Origin of the sequence: Variovorax sp. HW608, from assembly GCF_900090195.1 — a bacterium.
Lineage (GTDB): Bacteria > Pseudomonadota > Gammaproteobacteria > Burkholderiales > Burkholderiaceae_C > Variovorax.
The window spans coordinates 4,841,955-4,859,410 of record NZ_LT607803.1; the positions used below are offsets into that span (position 1 = coordinate 4,841,955).

Genomic DNA, 17,456 nt, shown 5'->3' on the forward strand with positions numbered 1-17,456 from the left:
AGGTGCACATGCCGTCTAGGCATGCGACCGCTCGAATTCTCGCATGTAGCTCACCAGCGCCTGCACCCCGGCCAGCGGCATCGCGTTGTAGATGCTGGCCCGCATGCCGCCCACGGACTTGTGTCCCTTGAGCTGCAGCAAGCCCGCTTCGCGTGCGCCCGCGAGGAAGGCGTCGTTGCGGCTTTCATCAGAAAGGAAGAACGGCACGTTCATCCTCGAGCGGCAGGATGGGGCGACCTTGTTGACGTAGAAGGACGAGCCGTCGATGAAGTCGTACAGGAGGCGTGCCTTCGCGATGTTGCGTGCTTCCATGGCGGCGATGCCCGTGAGCTCGCCTTCGGTCTGTGCACGCAGCCACTGGAACGTCAGCCCGGCGATGTAGATGCCCCAGGTCGGCGGCGTGTTGTACATCGAGCGGTTGTCCGCGACGGTCTTGTAGTTGAAGGCGCTCGGGCAGATGTCGAGCGCGTGGCCCAGGAGGTCGTCGCGGACGATCACGATCGTCAGGCCCGCTGGCCCCAGGTTCTTCTGCGCGCCGCCGAAGGCGAGGCCGACGCGGCGCCAGTCCACCGGGCGCGAAGCCACGTGCGAGGAGAAATCGATGACCAGCGGCGCCTTGCTGCCCAGCGCCGCCAGATCCGGCAGCTCCTGGAACTCGACGCCGTTGATGGTTTCGTTGGAGCACACGTGCACGTACGCCGCATCGCCGGAAAGCCGCCACGACGCGGGATCGGGCAGTCGCGTGTGCTGGTCCGGCGCGTTGGTTGCGGCGATGTTCGCCTTGCAATAGCGCTGGGCTTCCTTGTGGGACTTGCTGCTCCAGCTGCCCGTGATGATGAAATCCGCGCTGGTCCCGCGCGAGAGGTTCATCGGGACGATCGCGTTCTCGCCGAGCCCGCCGCCCTGCATGAACAGGATGTGGAAGTCCTCCGGCACCGCGAGGAGGAAGCGCAGATCGGCTTCGGCCTCTGTGCAGATCGCGCCGAACTCCTTGCCGCGATGGCTCATTTCCATCACGCCCATGCCGCTGCCCTGCCAGTCGAGCATTTCCGAAGCGGCGCGTTGCAGCACCGCGTCCGGCATCGCGGCCGGACCGGCAGAGAAGTTGTAGGGGCGCGGACCCGTCGGCCGCGTCACTTCTTGGCAGGCGCCTTCGCGGGCGCAGCCTTCGGTGCTGCCGCGCCGCCGCCGGCCTGCGGATTGGTCGGCGCGCCGAGTGCCTTGGCGACGCTGCTGTCGAGCGCAACCATCTTCGGCTCGATCGTCGCGCGGGTCTCGGCAACCAGCTTTTCCGTCAGCGCCTGTTGCAGCTTCGGATTGAGATCCTGGTACTTCTTGCTCAGCGGCGAGCTGATCCAGGCCAGAAGCTGCTTCAGCTCATCTTCGCTGAAGTTCTGCTCCATGATCGGGCCCAGGGCGCCCGGTGCCAGTTGCACCGCCTTGTCGCGCACGATCGGGTAGGCGTCGTCGAAGTACTTCTTGAGTTCGGCATCGGCGGCCTTGGCGGCGGCTTCGCGCTTCTCCGCCGGGACCTGCGTCTGCAGGTACTGCGAGCCGGCAGCGGCGATCGGGGCGCTCGACTGCTCGACCAGGCCGCGCGCCAGGGATTCGATGCCGGGGCGTTGCAGATCGATGAACTGCTTGACCAGCGCGGCCTTGTCCTGGGCCATGGCCAGCGAGCTTGCGCCGAGCGCGACCGTCAGAAGCGCGAGTTTGATTTTTTTCACTGAGGATTCTCCGTTGAAGATGTTGAGGAAGTGTCGTCGGCGCCGGACTCGTTATCGACGTTGGCGTCATTCTCGACGATGCGCTGCAGCCCGCTGAGCTTGGCGCCTTCGTCGAGCCCGATCAGCGTGACGCCCTGCGTCGCGCGACCGAGTTCACGAATCTCGGCGACGCGGGTGCGCACCAGCACGCCCTTGTCGGTGATGAGCATGATCTCGTCATCGGCGTGAACGAGGGTCGCCGCAACCACCTTGCCGTTACGTTCACTCTGTTGAATGGCGATCATGCCTTTGGTTCCGCGGCCATGGCGCGTGTACTCGGTAATGCTTGTCCGTTTTCCGTAACCGTTTTCGGTGGCGGTGAGGACGCTCTGCTGCTCGTCCTCCGCGACGAGCATCGCGATCACGCCCTGGCCGTCTTCGAGGGTCATGCCGCGCACGCCGCGGGCATTGCGGCCCATGGGCCTCACGTCGTTCTCGTCGAAGCGCACCGCCTTGCCGCCGTCCGAGAAGAGCATGACATCGTGCGCGCCGTCGGTCAGCGCGGCGCCGATCAGGTAGTCGCCCGGATCGAGGTCGACCGCGATGATGCCGGCCTTGCGCGGGTTGCTGAATTCATCGAGCGCCGTCTTCTTCACGGTGCCCATGGACGTCGCCATGAACACGAAGTGGTTGGCAGGGAAGGTGCGTTTCTCGCCCGTGAGCGGCAGGACGACGTTGATCTTCTCGCCTTCCTGCAGCGGGAACATGTTCACGATCGGGCGTCCGCGCGAGCCGCGCGAGCCGGCCGGCACTTCCCACACCTTGAGCCAGTAAAGCCGGCCGCGGTTCGAGAAGCACAGGATGTAGTCGTGCGTGTTGGCGATGAAGAGCTGGTCGATCCAGTCGTCGTCCTTGGTCGTCGTCGCCTGCTTGCCGCGTCCGCCGCGCTTCTGGGCGCGGTATTCGCCCAGCGGCTGGCTTTTGATGTAGCCGCCGTGCGAGAGCGTGACCACCATGTCGGTCGGCGTGATCAGGTCCTCGGTCGACAGGTCGAAGGCGCTGTGCTCGATCTGGCTGCGGCGCACGCCCAGCTTGCTCTGGCCGAACTCCTGCTTGATCGAGCCGAGCTCGTCTCCGATGATGATCGAGACCCGCTCGGGCTTGGCCAGGATGTCGAGCAGGTCGTCGATCTCGGCCATGACTTCCTTGTACTCGGCGACGATCTTGTCCTGCTCGAGGCCGGTCAGGCGCTGGAGGCGCATCTGCAGGATTTCCTGCGCCTGCGTTTCCGACAGCCTGTAGAGCCCGTCGGCGGCAAGGCCGAACTCGCGGTCCAGGCCGTCCGGCCGATAGTCGTCGGCGTTGACCACGCCGCCATCGGCGCGCGTGCGGGTGAGCATCTCGCGCACCAGCTTGCTGTCCCAGGCGCGATTCATGAGCTCGGCCTTCGCCACCGGCGGCGTCGGCGCATTGCGGATGATCGCGATGAACTCGTCGATGTTGGCCAGGGCGACGGCCAGGCCCTCGAGCACGTGTCCGCGTTCGCGTGCCTTGCGCAGCGTGAAGATGGTCCGCCGCGTCACGACTTCGCGGCGGTGCTGCAGGAAGACCTCGATCAGGTCCTTCAGGTTGCACAGCTTCGGCTGGCCGTCGACCAGCGCCACCATGTTGATGCCGAAGGTGTCCTGGAGCTGCGTCTGCTTGTAGAGGTTGTTCAGCACCACCTCGGGCACTTCGCCGCGCTTGAGCTCGATCACCAGGCGCATGCCCGACTTGTCGGACTCGTCCTGGATGTGGCTGATGCCCTCGATCTTCTTCTCGTGCACGAGCTCGGCCATGCGCTCCTGCAAGGTCTTCTTGTTGACCTGGTAGGGCAGCTCATCGACGATGATCGCCTGCCGCTGGCCGCGGTCGATCTCCTCGAAGTGGCACTTGGCCCGCATCACGACCTTGCCGCGGCCGGTGCGGTAGCCCTCCTTGATGCCGTTGATGCCGTAGATGATCCCGGCGGTCGGGAAGTCCGGGGCCGGCACGATCTCCATCAGATCGTCGATGCCGGCATCCGGGTGGCGCAGGAGGTGGAGGCAGGCGTCGACCACCTCGTTGAGGTTGTGCGGGGGAATATTGGTCGCCATGCCGACGGCGATGCCGCCGGCGCCATTGACCAGAAGATTCGGCAGTTTGCTCGGTAATACCAAGGGCTCTTTTTCAGAGCCGTCGTAATTCGGGCCGAAATCGACAGTTTCCTTGTCAATATCGGCGAGCATTTCATGCGCAATTTTTGCCAGACGGATCTCGGTATATCGCATGGCTGCCGCCATATCGCCATCTACCGAGCCGAAATTTCCCTGTCCGTCAACCAGCATGTGGCGCATCGAGAAGTTCTGCGCCAATCGGACGATCGTGTCGTAGACCGACTGGTCGCCGTGCGGGTGATACTTACCGATCACGTCGCCCACAATACGGGCCGATTTCTTGTAGGGGCGGTTCCAGTCGTTGTTGAGTTCGTGCATCGCATACAACACACGGCGATGCACCGGCTTGAGGCCGTCCCGGGCGTCGGGAAGGGCGCGACCCACGATCACGCTCATCGCGTAGTCGAGGTAGCTGCGACGCATCTCCTCTTCGAGGCTGATGGGGAGGGTTTCTTTGGCGAACGAGGTCATGGACGGCGGGCTGACGGCAAGGAGGCGAAATTTTACGCTGTGGAGGGTGTCGCACCGCCGCAACAGAAGCTGGCTATTCCGCCTCCGTCCTACGCTTCAGGGGCGTCTGCCGGGCTGTTTGCGAAAGACCCTATGGCACAATCGCCTCAACGTTTTGGGTGGTGGTCACTTAAAGCGTCCTTGATTCGCAGCGCGGCTGCGGCTTTTTCCCCAAGAGGAGAACCATGAAGAAACTGAATAAAGTGGCGATGATGTTTGCAGTCGCTGCGCTCGCCACTGCCGCCGGCGCGCAGAACCGTGTCACCGCCGCGAACGGTGGTCCGGCGATCGACAACTGGCAAAACGGCACCGGCGAACTGGTTTGGAAGAACGGCACCAACGAACTCTGCTGGCGCGATGCCAACTGGACGCCGGCAACCGCCGCCGCTGGTTGCGACGGCGCCCTCGTGCCGCCCGCACCCGCTGCTGCAGCTCCCGCTCCCGCTCCGGCGCCGGTTCCCCCGGCCGTCGCTGCTTCGAAGGTGACCTTCGCTGCTGACGCCTTCTTCGACTTCGACAAGTACGTCCTCAAGCCGGAAGGCCGCGCCAAGCTGGACGACCTCGTCTCGAAGATCAAGGACGTGAACCTCGAAGTGATCATCGCGGTTGGCCACACCGACTGGATCGGCACGAAGGAATACAACCAGAAGCTGTCGGTTCGCCGTGCTGAAGCCGTCAAGGCCTACCTGGTCTCGAAGGGCATCGAAAAGAACCGCGTGTACACCGAAGGCAAGGGCAAGACCCAGCCGATCGCTGACAACCGCACCGCCGAAGGCCGCGCCAAGAACCGCCGCGTGGAAATCGAAGTGGTGGGTACCCGCCCCAACAAGTGATTCTTCCGAATCACTGATGAAACCCCGCCTCGGCGGGGTTTTTTTATGCCCGCACGGCGCGCGATGCGTTCTTGAGGCGAGCTGTTCGATCGGCCGTGGGGCCGAATTCGACCCGATTCATAATCAGCACATGACCGATACCGTGAATGCCGATCCGGCCGAACTCGCCAAATTTTCGGAGCTGGCGCACCGATGGTGGGACGTCGAAAGCGAATTTCGACCGCTGCACGAAATCAACCCGCTGCGCCTGGAGTGGATCGACGGCATTGCGCCGATTGCGGGGCGCAGGGTGCTCGACGTCGGCTGCGGCGGCGGAATCCTGGCGGATTCGATGGCGCGAAAGGGCGCGGAGGTCCTGGGCATCGATCTGGCCGACAAGGCGCTCAAGGTGGCTCAGCTGCACGCGCTGGAGGCCGGCACGCGAGGCGTGAAGTACCGCGCCGTCAGTGCCGAGGCGCTTGCCGCCGAGCAGCCTGGGAGCTTCGACGTCGTGACCTGCATGGAGATGCTCGAGCACGTGCCGCAACCCGCGTCGGTTGTCAAGGCCTGCGCGGACCTGGTCAAGCCGGGCGGGTGGGTGTTCTTCTCGACCATCCATCGCAATCTCAAGTCGTTCCTGTTCGCCATCGTCGGCGCCGAATACCTGCTCGGGCTCTTGCCCCGCGGAACGCACGAATACCAGAAGCTGATCCGTCCGAGCGAACTCGCCGCCTACTGCCGGGCGGCCGGACTCGACCTGCGCCAGACACGCGGCATGGAGCACAACCCGATCACGCGGCGCTACTGGCTGAGCGACGACACCAGCGTGAACTACATGATCGCCACGCAAAAGCCGGCGCAGGTGCAGTGATGGGTGGGCGGGAAACGCTGGCCGTGCTGTTCGATCTGGATGGCACGCTGATCGACAGTGCCCCCGACCTCGGCGCGGCGGCCGACCAGATGCGCATCACCAGAGGTCTTGCATCCCTGCCGCTGGAGCGCTATCGCCCGATGGCCGGAGCCGGTGCACGGGGCATGCTGGGCGTTGCCTTCGGCATCACGCCGGACGCACCCGGCTTCGACAGCTTGCGCGAGGAGTTCTTTCTCAATTACGAGGCGAGGATGCTGCGCAATACGCAGGTCTTTTCTGGCGTCGCCGAGCTCGTCGAGGCGCTGTGCGAACGCGGCTTGCGCTGGGGCGTGGTGACGAACAAGTCGGGGCGCTTCACCGATCCGCTGACCCGCGCCATTGCGCTGTTCGAGACGGCCGGCGCGATCGTCAGCGGCGACACGACGCCCTACTCGAAGCCGCACCCGGAGCCACTTCTCGAAGCGGCACGGCGGCTTCGCGTGGCGCCCGAAGCCTGCGTGTACGTCGGTGACGACGAGCGCGACATGCTGGCGGGCCGGGCGGCCGGCATGAGGACGATCGCCGCCACCTACGGCTACATGGGCGAGCAGGCCGAGGTCGCGCGCTGGGACGCCGACGCGGCCATCGCGTCGCCCCTGGAGCTCTTGCAACTACTCAATCAGCCCTAAAATGCAGATCCTTGGGGCTGCACTGGTTTCGACGTGGGTTCGGAATCGCAGCGGGGCATGTCGAGCTGAATGTGCTCGTTAAACAGATTCAAACAAACTAACTGCAAACGACGAACGTTTCGCACTCGCTGCTTAATTGCCAGTGAGCTTTGCAACAGCACGCCAACGGGCTGGGCAAGGGGGCTCGGAGCAATCCGACGCCTCCCGGCTGCAAAGTTAATCTACGTTGGCTGGCTTCGATCCGGGTACCTTGGATCGGGGCGAGAACCAAGGGTACTGGCGACCGGTGTAGCGTGCGACTGCGCGACACCGGTGGCGAGATCCAAAACAGACCGCTAAACATGTAGATCTGCGCGAAGAAGGCTTACGGACGGGGGTTCAAATCCCCCCAGCTCCACCACTCAATGCAACCGGCGCCGATGGATGACCATCGGCGCCGGTCCTTTTTGATGCACATCGACGAGATCCTTTACACACAGGGCTTCGGAACACGTCGCGTCTGCGCCGGGCTGGTTCAGCAGGGGTACGTCGGGGTGGACGGCGCGCCGGTCACGGACCCTGCTTCGGAATTCGAGACCGCGGGGCTGCGATTCATCGTCCAGGGGACTGAGTGGGCGTACCACGAGAAGGCCTACCTGATGCTGCACAAGCCGGCCGGCACCGAGTGCTCCCAGAAGCCGTCGACCTATCCGAGCATCTATACCTTGCTGCCGTCGCCGCTGCGTCAGCGGCCGAACAAGGGGGCGGTACAGGGCGTGCAGGCGATCGGCCGGCTGGACCAGGACACGACCGGGCTGCTGTTGCTGACCGACGACGGCCAGTTCATCCATCGCATGGGCTCGCCCAAGCACCATGTGCCGAAGGTCTACGAAGTGACGACCAAGCATCCGATCGATGCGAAGCAGGTGGAACGCCTGCTCGCCGGCGTGGTGCTCGACGACGATCCGAAGCCGGTGCGCGCCGCCGCCTGCGAGATCGCCGGGCCCCACCACCTGAGCCTGACGCTCACCGAGGGCAAGTACCACCAGGTCAAGCGCATGCTCGCCGCCGTGGGAAACCGGGTCGAGGCCCTGCACCGTTCGCGCATCGGCGCGCTCGCGCTCCCGCAGGACCTGGCGCCCGGAGAGTGGCGCTGGCTTGATGCTGCGCAAGTCGAGGCTTTGCGAGTTGCGCGCGCAAGTCAGCCGGCGGAGGGCGCCGGTCGTTAAAATCCGAATTCTTCTTTCGGAAACCTCCCTTGCGTCTCACTTCCCACCTGACAGGCCGCCTTGCGGCCTTTTTGTTTGCCTGTGCGGCGCTCGCGTCGCATGCCGCGGAGCCGCCCCCCGTCTTCGTGCTGAACTCCCTCGATGCCACGGTGAGCGTGATCGATCCCGCCTCGTGGACCGAAAGGGTTCGCATCCCGACCGGCAAGGAGCCGCACCACCTCTATCTGACGCCCGACGAGACCTCGCTGATCGTCGCGAACTCGGCCGGTGACTCGCTGACCTTCCTGAACCCGCGCACGGCCGAAGTTCAGCGCGTGGTCTACGGGATCATCGATCCCTACCAGCTGCGCTTCTCGCCCGACATGAAGTGGTTCGTCACCGCGGGTAACCGCCTGAACCACGTCGACCTCTACCGCTGGGACGGCAAGGAGCCCAAGCTCGTCAAGCGCATTCCCACCGGCAAGACGCCGAGCCACATCTGGATCGACCCGCGCAGCACCACCGCCTACGTGACGATGCAGGACAGCGACGAGCTGATTGCGGTGGATCTCGCCACGCAGTCGATCCGCTGGCGCATGCCCACCGGTCCGATGCCGGCCGACGTTTTCGGCATCCATGACGGCAAGACCCTGCTGGTGGGCCTGACCGGCGGCGACGGCGTGCAGGTGTTCGACGTCGCTGGGACGGAGCCCAAGCTGGTCGGCAAGCTGCCGACGGGCAAGGGCGCGCATGCCTTCCGGTCGGCGGGCGATGGCCGCAGCGTGTTCATCAGCAACCGGGTCGCCAACACGATCAGCCGCATCGACATCGCGACCCTCAAGGTCACCGACACCTATGCGGTGCCGGGCGGGCCGGACTGCATGGACGTTTCCGCCGACGGCAAGACGCTCTATGTGACCTCGCGCTGGGCCAAGAAGCTGACGGTGGTCGATCTGGTCGGCAACAAGATCGTGCGGCAGGTGAATGTCGGTCGCTCGCCGCACGGCGTCTGGACCCTCGAGCATGCGAAGTCGTAGGCGCGCCTTCGGGGTCCTGCTGCTGGCGACGGTGCTTGCCAGCAGCAACGCGCTGGCCGAGGGCACCTGCAGCAAGCCGGTCTACCTCACCCTCGATACGGGCCACATGGGCATCGCGCCGCTCGTGGCCGACGTGCTCAAGCGCCAGGATGTGCGCGTGACCTTCTTCGCCGCGGCGGAACGGACCGAAACCGGCGGCGACAGCCTGGACACCCACTGGGCGCCGTGGTGGAAGGCGAGGGCAGCCGAAGGTCACGAGTTCGCTTCCCACACCTACGACCACGCCTACTGGCGTGGCGACCTCAAGGGCATCGAGCCGCGCTTTCGCATCCGGCCGACCGCCGGCGCCTTGGCCGACCGCGAATTCACGTGGGACGCGAAGCAGTACTGCGACAACATCACGAAGGCCGCCGACCGGCTCGCCTTCGTCACCGGCAAGAAGCCGCTGCCGCTGTTCCGCGCACCCGGCGGCAAGACCTCGCCGAAGCTGCTGCAGGTGGCCAAGAGCTGCGGCTACGAGCACGTCGGCTGGTCGCCGGCCGGCTTCCTCGGCGACGAGCTGCAAAGCGAGAAGTACAGCAACGAGAAGCTGCTCCAGCAGGCGCTCGACACCATCCAGCCGGGCGACATCCTGCTCGCGCACCTGGGCATCTGGTCGCGCAAGGACCCGTGGGCGCCGGCCGACCTGGAGCCGCTGATCGTCGGCCTCAAGGCCAAGGGCTTCTGCTTCCAGACGCTGTCGCAGCATCCGGCGTACCGCGAGTGGATCGCGGCGCATTCCTGAGCCATCGGCGCCTGAACCGGATCGCACGGCAATGGAGTGGCTCACCGATCAATTCTCGGCATTGCAGCAGTGGCTGTTCGAGGCCGCGGTGCAGCCGATCGTCTATGCGATCGGCCTCGGCGGCTGGGTCGAAGATGCCTTCGACGCCACCGGCTGGCTGCTGGTCGGTCTGATCCAGATCGCGGTGCTGGTGGCAGTGATCGGGCCGATGCAGCGCTGGAAGCCGGTGGAACCGGTGGTCGACCGGCCCGCCATCCGCACCGATGTTCTGTACACGCTGATCCATCGGCTGGGCCTGTTCCGGCTCGCGATGTTCTTCGCGGTCGACCCGCTGTTCGACGAGGTGCTGGGCATGGTGCGCGCGGCCGGCTGGGGGACGATGCACCTGGACGAGCTCTGGCCCGGCGTGAGCGACATCCCCTGGGTCGCCTTCGCGATGTACCTGGTGGTGATCGACTTCGTCGAGTACCTCATCCATCGCGGGCAGCACCGCTTCAACTGGTGGTGGGCGCTGCATTCGCTGCACCACTCGCAGCGGCAGATGACGATGTGGAGCGATAACCGCAACCACCTCCTCGACGACCTCATCCACGACGCCATCATCGTCGTCGTCGCGCAGCTGATCGGCGTCGCGCCGAGGCAGTTCATTGCGATCGTGGCTTTCACCCAGCTCAGCCAGAGCCTGCAGCACGCCAATCTGCGCCTAGGCTTCGGCAGGCTGGGCGAGCGGCTCTGGATCAGCCCGCGTTTCCACCGCGTGCATCACAGCATCGGCATCGGGCACGAGTCCGGGGGGCCGCGCACGCTGGGCGGCCACAACTTCGGGGTGCTGCTGCCGTGGTGGGACATGCTGTTCGGCAGCGTGAATTTCGACCAGCGCTACGACCCGACCGGCATCCGCGACCAGGTCGAGTCCGACGCGCAGGGCCGCGTGAGGGACTACGGCCGGGGTTTCTGGTCGCAGCAATGGCTCGGCCTGAAGCGGCTGGCCGGCCGAGGCTGAAAGCGCGGAATCTCGCTTCACGCGCTGGCGTTATCCTCGGGCCCCCCATGCGACTTCTTCTCGATTCGTTCTGGCGCGCAGTCGCCTATTGCATGCACCCGCGGGTGATCGTGCTGTCGTTCCTGCCGCTCGGGCTGATGGTGGTCCTCGCGGCGGTGCTCGGCTACTTCTACTGGGACGCCTCGGTCGCTTGGACGCGGCAGGCGCTCGATGCTTGGCCCCTGCTCTCGGGCGTGTGGGCATGGATCGGCGGCATCTTCTCCAGCGACGTCAAGGCGATCCTCGCGCCGCTGTTCGTGGTGCTTGCCGTCACGCCGCTGATCGTGGTGGTGTCGTTGTTGATCGTGGCCGGCTTCATGGCGCCGGCGCTGACGCGTCTGGTTGCCGAGCGGAGATTTCCTGCGCTGGAGCAGAAAAGGGGTGCGTCCTTCATGGGCAGCGCGGCCCGTTCGCTCGGATTGACCGTCCTTGCGATGCTCGCGCTCGTGGTGTCGATGCCGCTGTGGCTGATTCCGCCGCTGGTGCTGATCCTTCCGCCGCTGATCTGGGGCTGGCTGACCTACCGTGTCATGAGCTTCGATGCACTGGCCGAGCACGCCACGTCCGAGGAGCGCAATGCGCTCCTGCGCGCCCACCGGCTGCCCCTGCTGGCGATCGGCGTGCTGTGCGGCTATCTGGGCGCGGCGCCCAGCATCGTCTGGGCATCGGGGCTGCTGTTCGCGGCCGCCTTCTTCGTGCTCGCGCCGATGGCCATCTGGATCTACACGCTGGTGTTCGCGTTTTCCGCGCTCTGGTTCGCCCACTATTGCCTGGACGCGCTCGCAAGGCTGCGCCTGCAGCAGGCGGCCGCCGCGGTCGCGCCGCCGGCCATCGACATGGCGGACGCCAAGGCCGCCGCAAGCCAGTGGAGCGCACCATGAGCCGGTCATTCGGTCTGATCATCGTCGGCGACGAAATCCTGTCGGGCAAGCGCCTCGACAAGCACATGCCCAAGGTCATCGAGCTGCTCGCCGCCCGCGGGCTGCAACTGGCCTGGGCCGAGTATGTCGGCGATGTCCCGGCCCGCATCACCGCCGCGCTCGCGCGCGCCTTCGCCTCGGGCGACGTGGTGTTCTCCACCGGTGGCATCGGCGCCACGCCCGACGACCACACGCGCCAGTGCGCTGCGGCCGCGCTCGGCGTCCCGCTGGCGCTGCACCCCGAGGCCGAGGTGCTGATCCGCGAGCGCATGCAGGACACCGCGCGGGAGCAGGGCGTGCCCTACGAACCCGACCGCCCCGACAATGTGCATCGTCTCAACATGGGCGTGTTTCCGCTGGGCGCGAAGATCATCCGGAATCCCTACAACAAGATCCCGGGCTTCAGCATCGGCGACGTCCATTTCGTGCCGGGCTTCCCGGTCATGGCCTGGCCGATGATCGAGTCGGTGCTCGACGAGCGTTATGCCGAGCTCTTCGCGCGAGGCCGCGCCGTCGAGAAATCGGTGATCGTCTTCGGCTCGATGGAAGCCACGCTCACGCCATTGATGGAGGCCATCGAGCGCGAGCATCCGGGCATCAAGGTGTTCAGCCTGCCGAGCGTGGACCATGCCGAGCATGGCCGCCATATCGAGCTCGGCGTCAAGGGCGATGCCGACAAGGTCGACGCCGCCTACGCCCGGCTTCTGCAAGGCCTGCACGCCTTTGATGCACGCCTTGGCCCCGAATTGGTGCGATGATCTCGAGCGCACCAAATTGGTTACAACTTGCATGTTTCCGGGAGTGCATGCGTGCACCAAAGCGCCCTTCGGGGCAGTGACAATGGCACAGAAACTGCATTCCCTCTTCCCCGTCATTCCAACCACCATCCAAACCAGGAGAACCTGATGGCAAAGTCCGTCGCCGATGTACTCAAACTCGTCAAGGAAAACGAGGTCAAGTTCGTCGACTTCCGTTTCACCGATACCCGCGGCAAGGAACAGCACGTGACCGTGCCGGTGTCCGCCTTCGACGAAGACAAGTTCAATTCGGGTCACGCGTTCGATGGTTCGTCGATCGCCGGTTGGAAGGGCATCGAAGCTTCGGACATGCTGCTCATGCCCGATCCGAACACGGCCAACATCGACCCGTTCTTCGAAGAAACCACCCTGATCCTGACCTGCGACGTGGTCGACCCGACCGACGGCAAGCCCTACGAGCGCGATCCGCGCTCGCTGGCCAAGCGCGCCGAAGCCTACATGAAGGCGTCGGGCCTGGGCGACACCGCCTACTTCGGACCGGAACCGGAATTCTTCGTGTTCGACGGCGTCCGCTGGAAGAACGACATGTCCGGCTGCTTCGTGAAGATCGACTCCGAAGAAGCCTCGTGGAACACCGACAAGGAATACGAGCATGGCAACACCGGCCACCGTCCGGCGGTCAAGGGCGGCTACTTCCCGGTTCCGCCGGTCGACAGCTTCCAGGACATGCGCTCCGAGATGTGCCTGGTGCTCGAGTCGCTCGGCATCCCGGTCGAAGTGCATCACCACGAAGTGGCCAACGCCGGCCAGATGGAACTCGGCACCAAGTTCAGCACGCTGATCCAGCGCGCCGACTGGGTCCAGCTGCAGAAGTACGTGATCCACAACGTCGCGCACGCCTACGGCAAGACCGCGACCTTCATGCCCAAGCCGATCGTCGGCGACAACGGCTCCGGCATGCACGTGCACCAATCGGTCTGGAAGGACGGCAAGAACCTGTTCGCCGGTGACGGCTACGCCGGCCTGAGCGAATTCGCGCTGTTCTACATCGGCGGCATCATCAAGCACGCCCGCGCGCTCAACGCCATCACGAACCCCGGCACCAACAGCTACAAGCGCCTGGTGCCCGGCTTCGAAGCCCCGGTCAAGCTGGCCTACTCGGCCAAGAACCGCTCGGCATCGATCCGCATCCCGTTCGTGGCGAACCCGAAGGGCCGCCGCGTCGAGGCACGCTTCCCCGATCCGATGATGAACCCGTACCTCGGCTTCGCCGCGATGCTGATGGCCGGCCTGGACGGCGTGGAAAACAAGATCCACCCGGGCGAAGCCGCGAGCAAGGACCTCTACCACCTGCCGCCGGAAGAAGACGCGCTGATCCCGACTGTCTGCCACAGCCTCGACCAGGCGCTCGACTACCTCGACAAGGACCGTGCGTTCCTGACCAAGGGCGGCGTGTTCACCGATGCCTACATCGACGCCTACATCGAACTCAAGATGCAGGAAGTCACGCGCTTCCGCATGGCCACGCACCCGGTCGAGTTCGACATGTACTATTCGCTGTAATTTGCTCGCTCCCAGGCTGCGCGCACTTCGTGTCGCTCCGCCGACCCCCGACCGGGGGCAACACCAGCGGACCGGCAACGCCGGTTCCGCGGTGTCTCACGAACAAAAGCCCGTCTTTGACGGGCTTTTCTTTTTCAGGAGGAACGCCTCGGTCGCACCGGCATCGAATTGCATCAAAATGTCCGGCTGAGCGCACTCCATCGACGATCATGAAGACTCTTTCCGCTTTCCTGGTGGCCACCTTTGCCTTCGGCGGCCTGAACATGCAAGCCAATGCGCAGGAGCGCGTCTGGCGCTGCGGCAACGAATACACCAACAACGCCACGCTGGCGCAGCAGCGCGGCTGCAAGATCATGGAAGGCGGCAACGTCACCGTCGTGCAGGGCAGTCGGCCGGTGGCGTCCGCCGCGTCGTCGTCGAGCGGGGCAGCCGCTGCACGGTCGCCGGCAGGCAGTCCGCGCGTCGATGGCGCCGATCAGCGCGCCCGCGACGGCGAAGCGCGCTCGGTGCTCGAAGCCGAACTCAAGAAGGCGCAGGACCGCCAGGCGCAGCTGCTGAAGGACTACAACAACGGCGAGCCCGAGAAGCAGGGCAGCGAATCCAAGAACTACCAGAAGTACCTGGACCGCGTGGCGGAAATGAAGGCCGAGATCGACCGCAATCAAAGCGACATCGACGGCATCCAGCGCGAAATCGGCCGGCTGCCTGCTGCGGCCAATCGCTGATGGCATTTGGCAAACCGGCGGGCCCCGGCAAACGCTTCCTGGCCTTCGACCTGCTCTCCACGCTGATCGCGGTGGTCCGCACCGACGGGTCGGTCCTGTTTGCCAACGCGGGCCTCGAGGACGCGCTCGGCACGTCGCGGCGGACGCTCGAAGGCTCGCAGTTCGGGGCCTGCTTCAATGAACCCCAGGTGCTGCGCACCGCCATCGAGGGCGCGAGCAGCAACGACTTCGCGACGCTTCGCTACGAGGCGATGCTGCGCAGGGTCAATCACGAGCTGATGCCGGTGCAGGTCACGATCGCGCAGAGCGACAAGGCCGGCGAGCTCATCATCGAGATGTCGCCGCTCGAGCAGCAGGTGCGCCAGGACCGCGAGGAACGCCTGCTCGACCAGGCGCAGGCCAACAAGGAGCTCATCCGCAATCTCGCGCACGAGATCAAGAACCCGCTCGGCGGCATCCGCGGCGCCGCGCAACTGCTCCAGATGGAGGTCGAGTCGCGAGACCTCGTCGAGTACACGCAGGTCATCATCCACGAAGCAGACCGGCTGCAGACGCTGGTCGACCGCCTGCTCGCGCCGCACCGCCGGCCGCACGTGGTGGGCGACGTCAACATCCACGAAGTGTGCGAGCGCGTGCGCTCGGTGATCCTCGCGGAGTTTCCGCGCGACCTTCACATCGAGCGCGACTTCGACGTCTCGATCCCCGAGTTTCGGGGCGATCGCGAGCAGCTCATCCAGGCGACGCTCAACATCGTCCACAACGCCGCGCAGGCGCTCGCCGAACGGCGCGCTGCGGGCGACGCGCAGATCACGCTCAAGACGCGTGTCGCTCGTCAGGTCATATTCAACAAACAGTGGTATCGACTGGCACTGGAATTGCATGTCATCGACAATGGTCCGGGCGTGCCGGACTCGATCAAGGACCGCATCTTCTATCCGCTCGTATCGGGCAGGGAAGGCGGGACAGGCCTGGGATTGACGCTTGCACAGACTTTTGTGCAGCAGCATCACGGCGTGATCGAGTGCGACAGTGTTCCGGGCCGGACGGATTTCAAGATACTGATACCGCTGCCCTAGCAGCCACGCAACAAGGAGCTGCATGAAGCCGATCTGGATAGTGGATGATGATCAATCAATCCGCTTCGTGCTGGAGAAAGCGCTGCTGCGCGAAGACCTGCCGACCCGTAGCTTCACCAACACGCGCGAAGTCCTCGCCGCACTCGAAGCGGCAGCCGACGACGATCTGCAGGGCCCCCAGGTCCTGGTGAGCGACATCCGCATGCCGGGTGGTTCCGGCCTCGACCTGCTCGACAAGATCAAGGCCAAGCACCCCGGACTGCCGGTCATCATCATGACCGCCTTCTCCGACCTGGACAGTGCCGTGTCGGCGTTCCAGGGGGGAGCCTTCGAATACCTTCCGAAGCCCTTCGACCTGCCGCGCGCTGTGGAGCTGATCCGCCGCGCCGTCGACGAAAGCCAGCGCGAAGAGGTGGCCGAGGAACGCATGGCGTCCACGCCCGAGATGCTCGGCCAGGCGCCGGCGATGCAGGACGTGTTCCGCGCCATCGGCCGGCTTTCGCAGAGCAACGTCACGGTGCTGATCACCGGCGAGTCGGGCTCGGGCAAGGAGCTGGTTGCGCGCGCGCTGCACAAGCATTCGCCGCGCGCCAACGGGCCCTTCGTCGCCATCAACACCGCCGCCATTCCGAAGGACCTGCTGGAGAGCGAACTCTTCGGCCACGAGCGCGGCGCGTTCACCGGCGCGCAGACCATGCGGCGCGGCCGCTTCGAGCAGGCCGAAGGCGGCACGCTCTTCCTCGACGAAATCGGCGACATGCCGTTCGATCTCCAGACGCGATTGCTGCGGGTGCTGAGCGACGGGCATTTCTACCGCGTCGGCGGTCACAACTCGGTCAAGGCCAACGTCCGCGTGATCGCGGCGACCCACCAGGACCTGGAGCTGCGCGTCAAGCAAGGGGGCTTTCGCGAAGACCTTTTCCACCGGCTCAACGTGATCCGCCTGCGCCTGCCCGCGCTGCGCGAGCGCAGCGAGGACGTGCCCGCGCTCACACGCCACTTCCTGCAGCAGAGCGCCAAGCAGCTCGGCGTCGAGCCCAAGCGCATTTCCGACGCGGCGCTGGCCCAACTCGCGGCGTTTGGCTTCCCGGGCAACGTTCGGCAGCTCGAGAACATCTGCCACTGGCTCACGGTCATGGCGCCGGCGCAGTTGATCGAGGCCAAGGACCTGCCGCCCGAAGTGTTGGCGAATGCCTCCACGGAGGCACCTGCCGCACCGGCTGCCGTGGCACCCGCACTGGCGTCCGAGCATGAACAGCCCCCGGCCGCGCCGGTTGCTGCCGCAGCCGTCGCCCTGCCTGCGATGCAGCCCGTGGCACCGGCGGCCGTTGCGAGCGCGCCGGCTGCGACGTGGGAAAGCGGACTCGAATCGGAAGCGCAAAGCATGCTGGCGGCCGGCCGGACCGACGTCTGGGATGCGCTGTCGCGCCGCTTCGAGTCACGGCTGATCCTCACGGCGCTCGCGAACACCCGAGGCCGCCGCATCGAGGCCGCGCAGAAGCTCGGCATCGGCCGCAACACGATCACCCGGAAGATCCAGGAACTGGGGCTGGAGTGAATGTGGCCCCCACGCTCCGTCACTGCGTGTACTCGCTGCCCCCC

Annotated in this window: 16 protein-coding genes and 1 other RNA gene; 14 read left to right on the forward strand and 3 right to left on the reverse strand. The window is 65.4% G+C overall.

The genetic code is table 11. From position 1 onward, the window contains the following. Positions 1 to 15: 15 nt before the first annotated feature. The 3 genes from serC to gyrA are packed head-to-tail and all read right to left on the reverse strand — an operon-like array spanning position 16 to position 4,372. Complete coding sequence (serC, locus tag VAR608DRAFT_RS22900; protein WP_269458492.1) at positions 16 to 1,137, reverse strand: 3-phosphoserine/phosphohydroxythreonine transaminase; 1,122 nt, start codon at positions 1,135 to 1,137, stop codon at positions 16 to 18. Further along, positions 1,134 to 1,727 (reverse strand): DUF2059 domain-containing protein, encoded by a 594-nt coding sequence (locus VAR608DRAFT_RS22905; RefSeq protein ID WP_088956153.1) that lies wholly within the window; start codon positions 1,725 to 1,727, stop codon positions 1,134 to 1,136. Before VAR608DRAFT_RS22905 ends, serC begins: the two co-directional genes overlap by 4 nt. Continuing rightward, a complete protein-coding gene (gyrA, locus tag VAR608DRAFT_RS22910) occupies positions 1,724 to 4,372 on the reverse strand; it encodes a DNA gyrase subunit A (RefSeq protein ID WP_088956154.1) in 2,649 nt (882 codons plus the stop codon). The genes VAR608DRAFT_RS22905 and gyrA overlap by 4 nt, the downstream gene beginning before the upstream one ends. 224 nt (positions 4,373 to 4,596) lie before the next feature. Here gyrA and ompA point away from each other — a divergent pair, with 224 nt between their 5' ends. From ompA to ntrC, 14 genes are all read left to right on the forward strand, one after another. Further along, the gene (ompA, locus tag VAR608DRAFT_RS22915; RefSeq protein ID WP_088956155.1) at positions 4,597 to 5,244 is read left to right on the forward strand and encodes an outer membrane protein OmpA; all 648 of its coding nucleotides are present in this window, start codon (positions 4,597 to 4,599) and stop codon (positions 5,242 to 5,244) included. Between the two features lie 130 nt (positions 5,245 to 5,374). Next, positions 5,375 to 6,094, forward strand: coding sequence for a bifunctional 2-polyprenyl-6-hydroxyphenol methylase/3-demethylubiquinol 3-O-methyltransferase UbiG (ubiG, locus tag VAR608DRAFT_RS22920; protein WP_088956156.1), 720 nt, complete (start codon positions 5,375 to 5,377; stop codon positions 6,092 to 6,094). After that, a complete protein-coding gene (locus VAR608DRAFT_RS22925; RefSeq protein WP_088956157.1) occupies positions 6,094 to 6,762 on the forward strand; it encodes an HAD family hydrolase in 669 nt (222 codons plus the stop codon). The genes ubiG and VAR608DRAFT_RS22925 overlap by 1 nt, the downstream gene beginning before the upstream one ends. Positions 6,763 to 6,775: 13 nt before the next feature. Then, positions 6,776 to 7,162: a transfer-messenger RNA gene (gene ssrA, locus VAR608DRAFT_RS22930) on the forward strand. Positions 7,163 to 7,211: 49 nt separating this feature from the next. Beyond that, entirely contained in the window at positions 7,212 to 7,970 is a 759-nt protein-coding gene (locus VAR608DRAFT_RS22935) for a 16S rRNA pseudouridine(516) synthase (RefSeq protein ID WP_088958928.1), read from the forward strand. 29 nt (positions 7,971 to 7,999) lie between these two features. Continuing rightward, the gene (locus VAR608DRAFT_RS22940) at positions 8,000 to 8,986 is read left to right on the forward strand and encodes a YVTN family beta-propeller repeat protein (protein ID WP_088956158.1); all 987 of its coding nucleotides are present in this window, start codon (positions 8,000 to 8,002) and stop codon (positions 8,984 to 8,986) included. After that, the gene (locus VAR608DRAFT_RS22945; RefSeq protein ID WP_088956159.1) at positions 8,973 to 9,770 is read left to right on the forward strand and encodes a polysaccharide deacetylase family protein; all 798 of its coding nucleotides are present in this window, start codon (positions 8,973 to 8,975) and stop codon (positions 9,768 to 9,770) included. The genes VAR608DRAFT_RS22940 and VAR608DRAFT_RS22945 overlap by 14 nt, the downstream gene beginning before the upstream one ends. 31 nt (positions 9,771 to 9,801) lie before the next feature. After that, complete coding sequence (locus VAR608DRAFT_RS22950; RefSeq protein ID WP_088956160.1) at positions 9,802 to 10,773, forward strand: sterol desaturase family protein; 972 nt, start codon at positions 9,802 to 9,804, stop codon at positions 10,771 to 10,773. Between the two features lie 47 nt (positions 10,774 to 10,820). Then, positions 10,821 to 11,693: an EI24 domain-containing protein gene (locus VAR608DRAFT_RS22955; protein WP_088956161.1), complete on the forward strand. Its 873-nt coding sequence runs from the start codon at positions 10,821 to 10,823 to the stop codon at positions 11,691 to 11,693. Further along, positions 11,690 to 12,490 (forward strand): competence/damage-inducible protein A, encoded by an 801-nt coding sequence (locus VAR608DRAFT_RS22960; protein WP_088956162.1) that lies wholly within the window; start codon positions 11,690 to 11,692, stop codon positions 12,488 to 12,490. Before VAR608DRAFT_RS22955 ends, VAR608DRAFT_RS22960 begins: the two co-directional genes overlap by 4 nt. A gap of 147 nt (positions 12,491 to 12,637) precedes the next feature. Next, positions 12,638 to 14,053 carry a type I glutamate--ammonia ligase gene (gene glnA / locus VAR608DRAFT_RS22965; RefSeq protein ID WP_088956163.1) on the forward strand — a complete coding sequence of 472 codons (1,416 nt, stop codon included), beginning with the start codon at positions 12,638 to 12,640 and terminating at the stop codon, positions 14,051 to 14,053. A 209-nt stretch (positions 14,054 to 14,262) separates the two neighbouring features. Beyond that, positions 14,263 to 14,778: a hypothetical protein gene (locus VAR608DRAFT_RS22970; RefSeq protein ID WP_088956164.1), complete on the forward strand. Its 516-nt coding sequence runs from the start codon at positions 14,263 to 14,265 to the stop codon at positions 14,776 to 14,778. Beyond that, positions 14,778 to 15,854: a nitrogen regulation protein NR(II) gene (gene glnL, locus VAR608DRAFT_RS22975; RefSeq protein WP_088956165.1), complete on the forward strand. Its 1,077-nt coding sequence runs from the start codon at positions 14,778 to 14,780 to the stop codon at positions 15,852 to 15,854. Before VAR608DRAFT_RS22970 ends, glnL begins: the two co-directional genes overlap by 1 nt. 22 nt (positions 15,855 to 15,876) lie before the next feature. Further along, positions 15,877 to 17,412 (forward strand): nitrogen regulation protein NR(I), encoded by a 1,536-nt coding sequence (gene ntrC / locus VAR608DRAFT_RS22980; RefSeq protein WP_088956166.1) that lies wholly within the window; start codon positions 15,877 to 15,879, stop codon positions 17,410 to 17,412. Positions 17,413 to 17,456 lie beyond the last annotated feature (44 nt).

Coding starts and splice junctions, on each gene's coding strand:
- VAR608DRAFT_RS22960 (WP_088956162.1), top strand. CDS start 11,690: ATGAGCCGGTCATTCGGTCTGATCATCGTCGGCGACGAAATCCTGTCG.
- VAR608DRAFT_RS22970 (WP_088956164.1), top strand. CDS start 14,263: ATGAAGACTCTTTCCGCTTTCCTGGTGGCCACCTTTGCCTTCGGCGGC.
- VAR608DRAFT_RS22945 (WP_088956159.1), top strand. CDS start 8,973: ATGCGAAGTCGTAGGCGCGCCTTCGGGGTCCTGCTGCTGGCGACGGTG.
- VAR608DRAFT_RS22935 (WP_088958928.1), top strand. CDS start 7,212: ATGCACATCGACGAGATCCTTTACACACAGGGCTTCGGAACACGTCGC.
- gyrA (WP_088956154.1), bottom strand. CDS start 4,372: ATGACCTCGTTCGCCAAAGAAACCCTCCCCATCAGCCTCGAAGAGGAG.
- glnL (WP_088956165.1), top strand. CDS start 14,778: ATGGCATTTGGCAAACCGGCGGGCCCCGGCAAACGCTTCCTGGCCTTC.
- ntrC (WP_088956166.1), top strand. CDS start 15,877: ATGAAGCCGATCTGGATAGTGGATGATGATCAATCAATCCGCTTCGTG.
- VAR608DRAFT_RS22925 (WP_088956157.1), top strand. CDS start 6,094: ATGGGTGGGCGGGAAACGCTGGCCGTGCTGTTCGATCTGGATGGCACG.
- ompA (WP_088956155.1), top strand. CDS start 4,597: ATGAAGAAACTGAATAAAGTGGCGATGATGTTTGCAGTCGCTGCGCTC.
- VAR608DRAFT_RS22950 (WP_088956160.1), top strand. CDS start 9,802: ATGGAGTGGCTCACCGATCAATTCTCGGCATTGCAGCAGTGGCTGTTC.
- ubiG (WP_088956156.1), top strand. CDS start 5,375: ATGACCGATACCGTGAATGCCGATCCGGCCGAACTCGCCAAATTTTCG.
- glnA (WP_088956163.1), top strand. CDS start 12,638: ATGGCAAAGTCCGTCGCCGATGTACTCAAACTCGTCAAGGAAAACGAG.
- VAR608DRAFT_RS22955 (WP_088956161.1), top strand. CDS start 10,821: ATGCGACTTCTTCTCGATTCGTTCTGGCGCGCAGTCGCCTATTGCATG.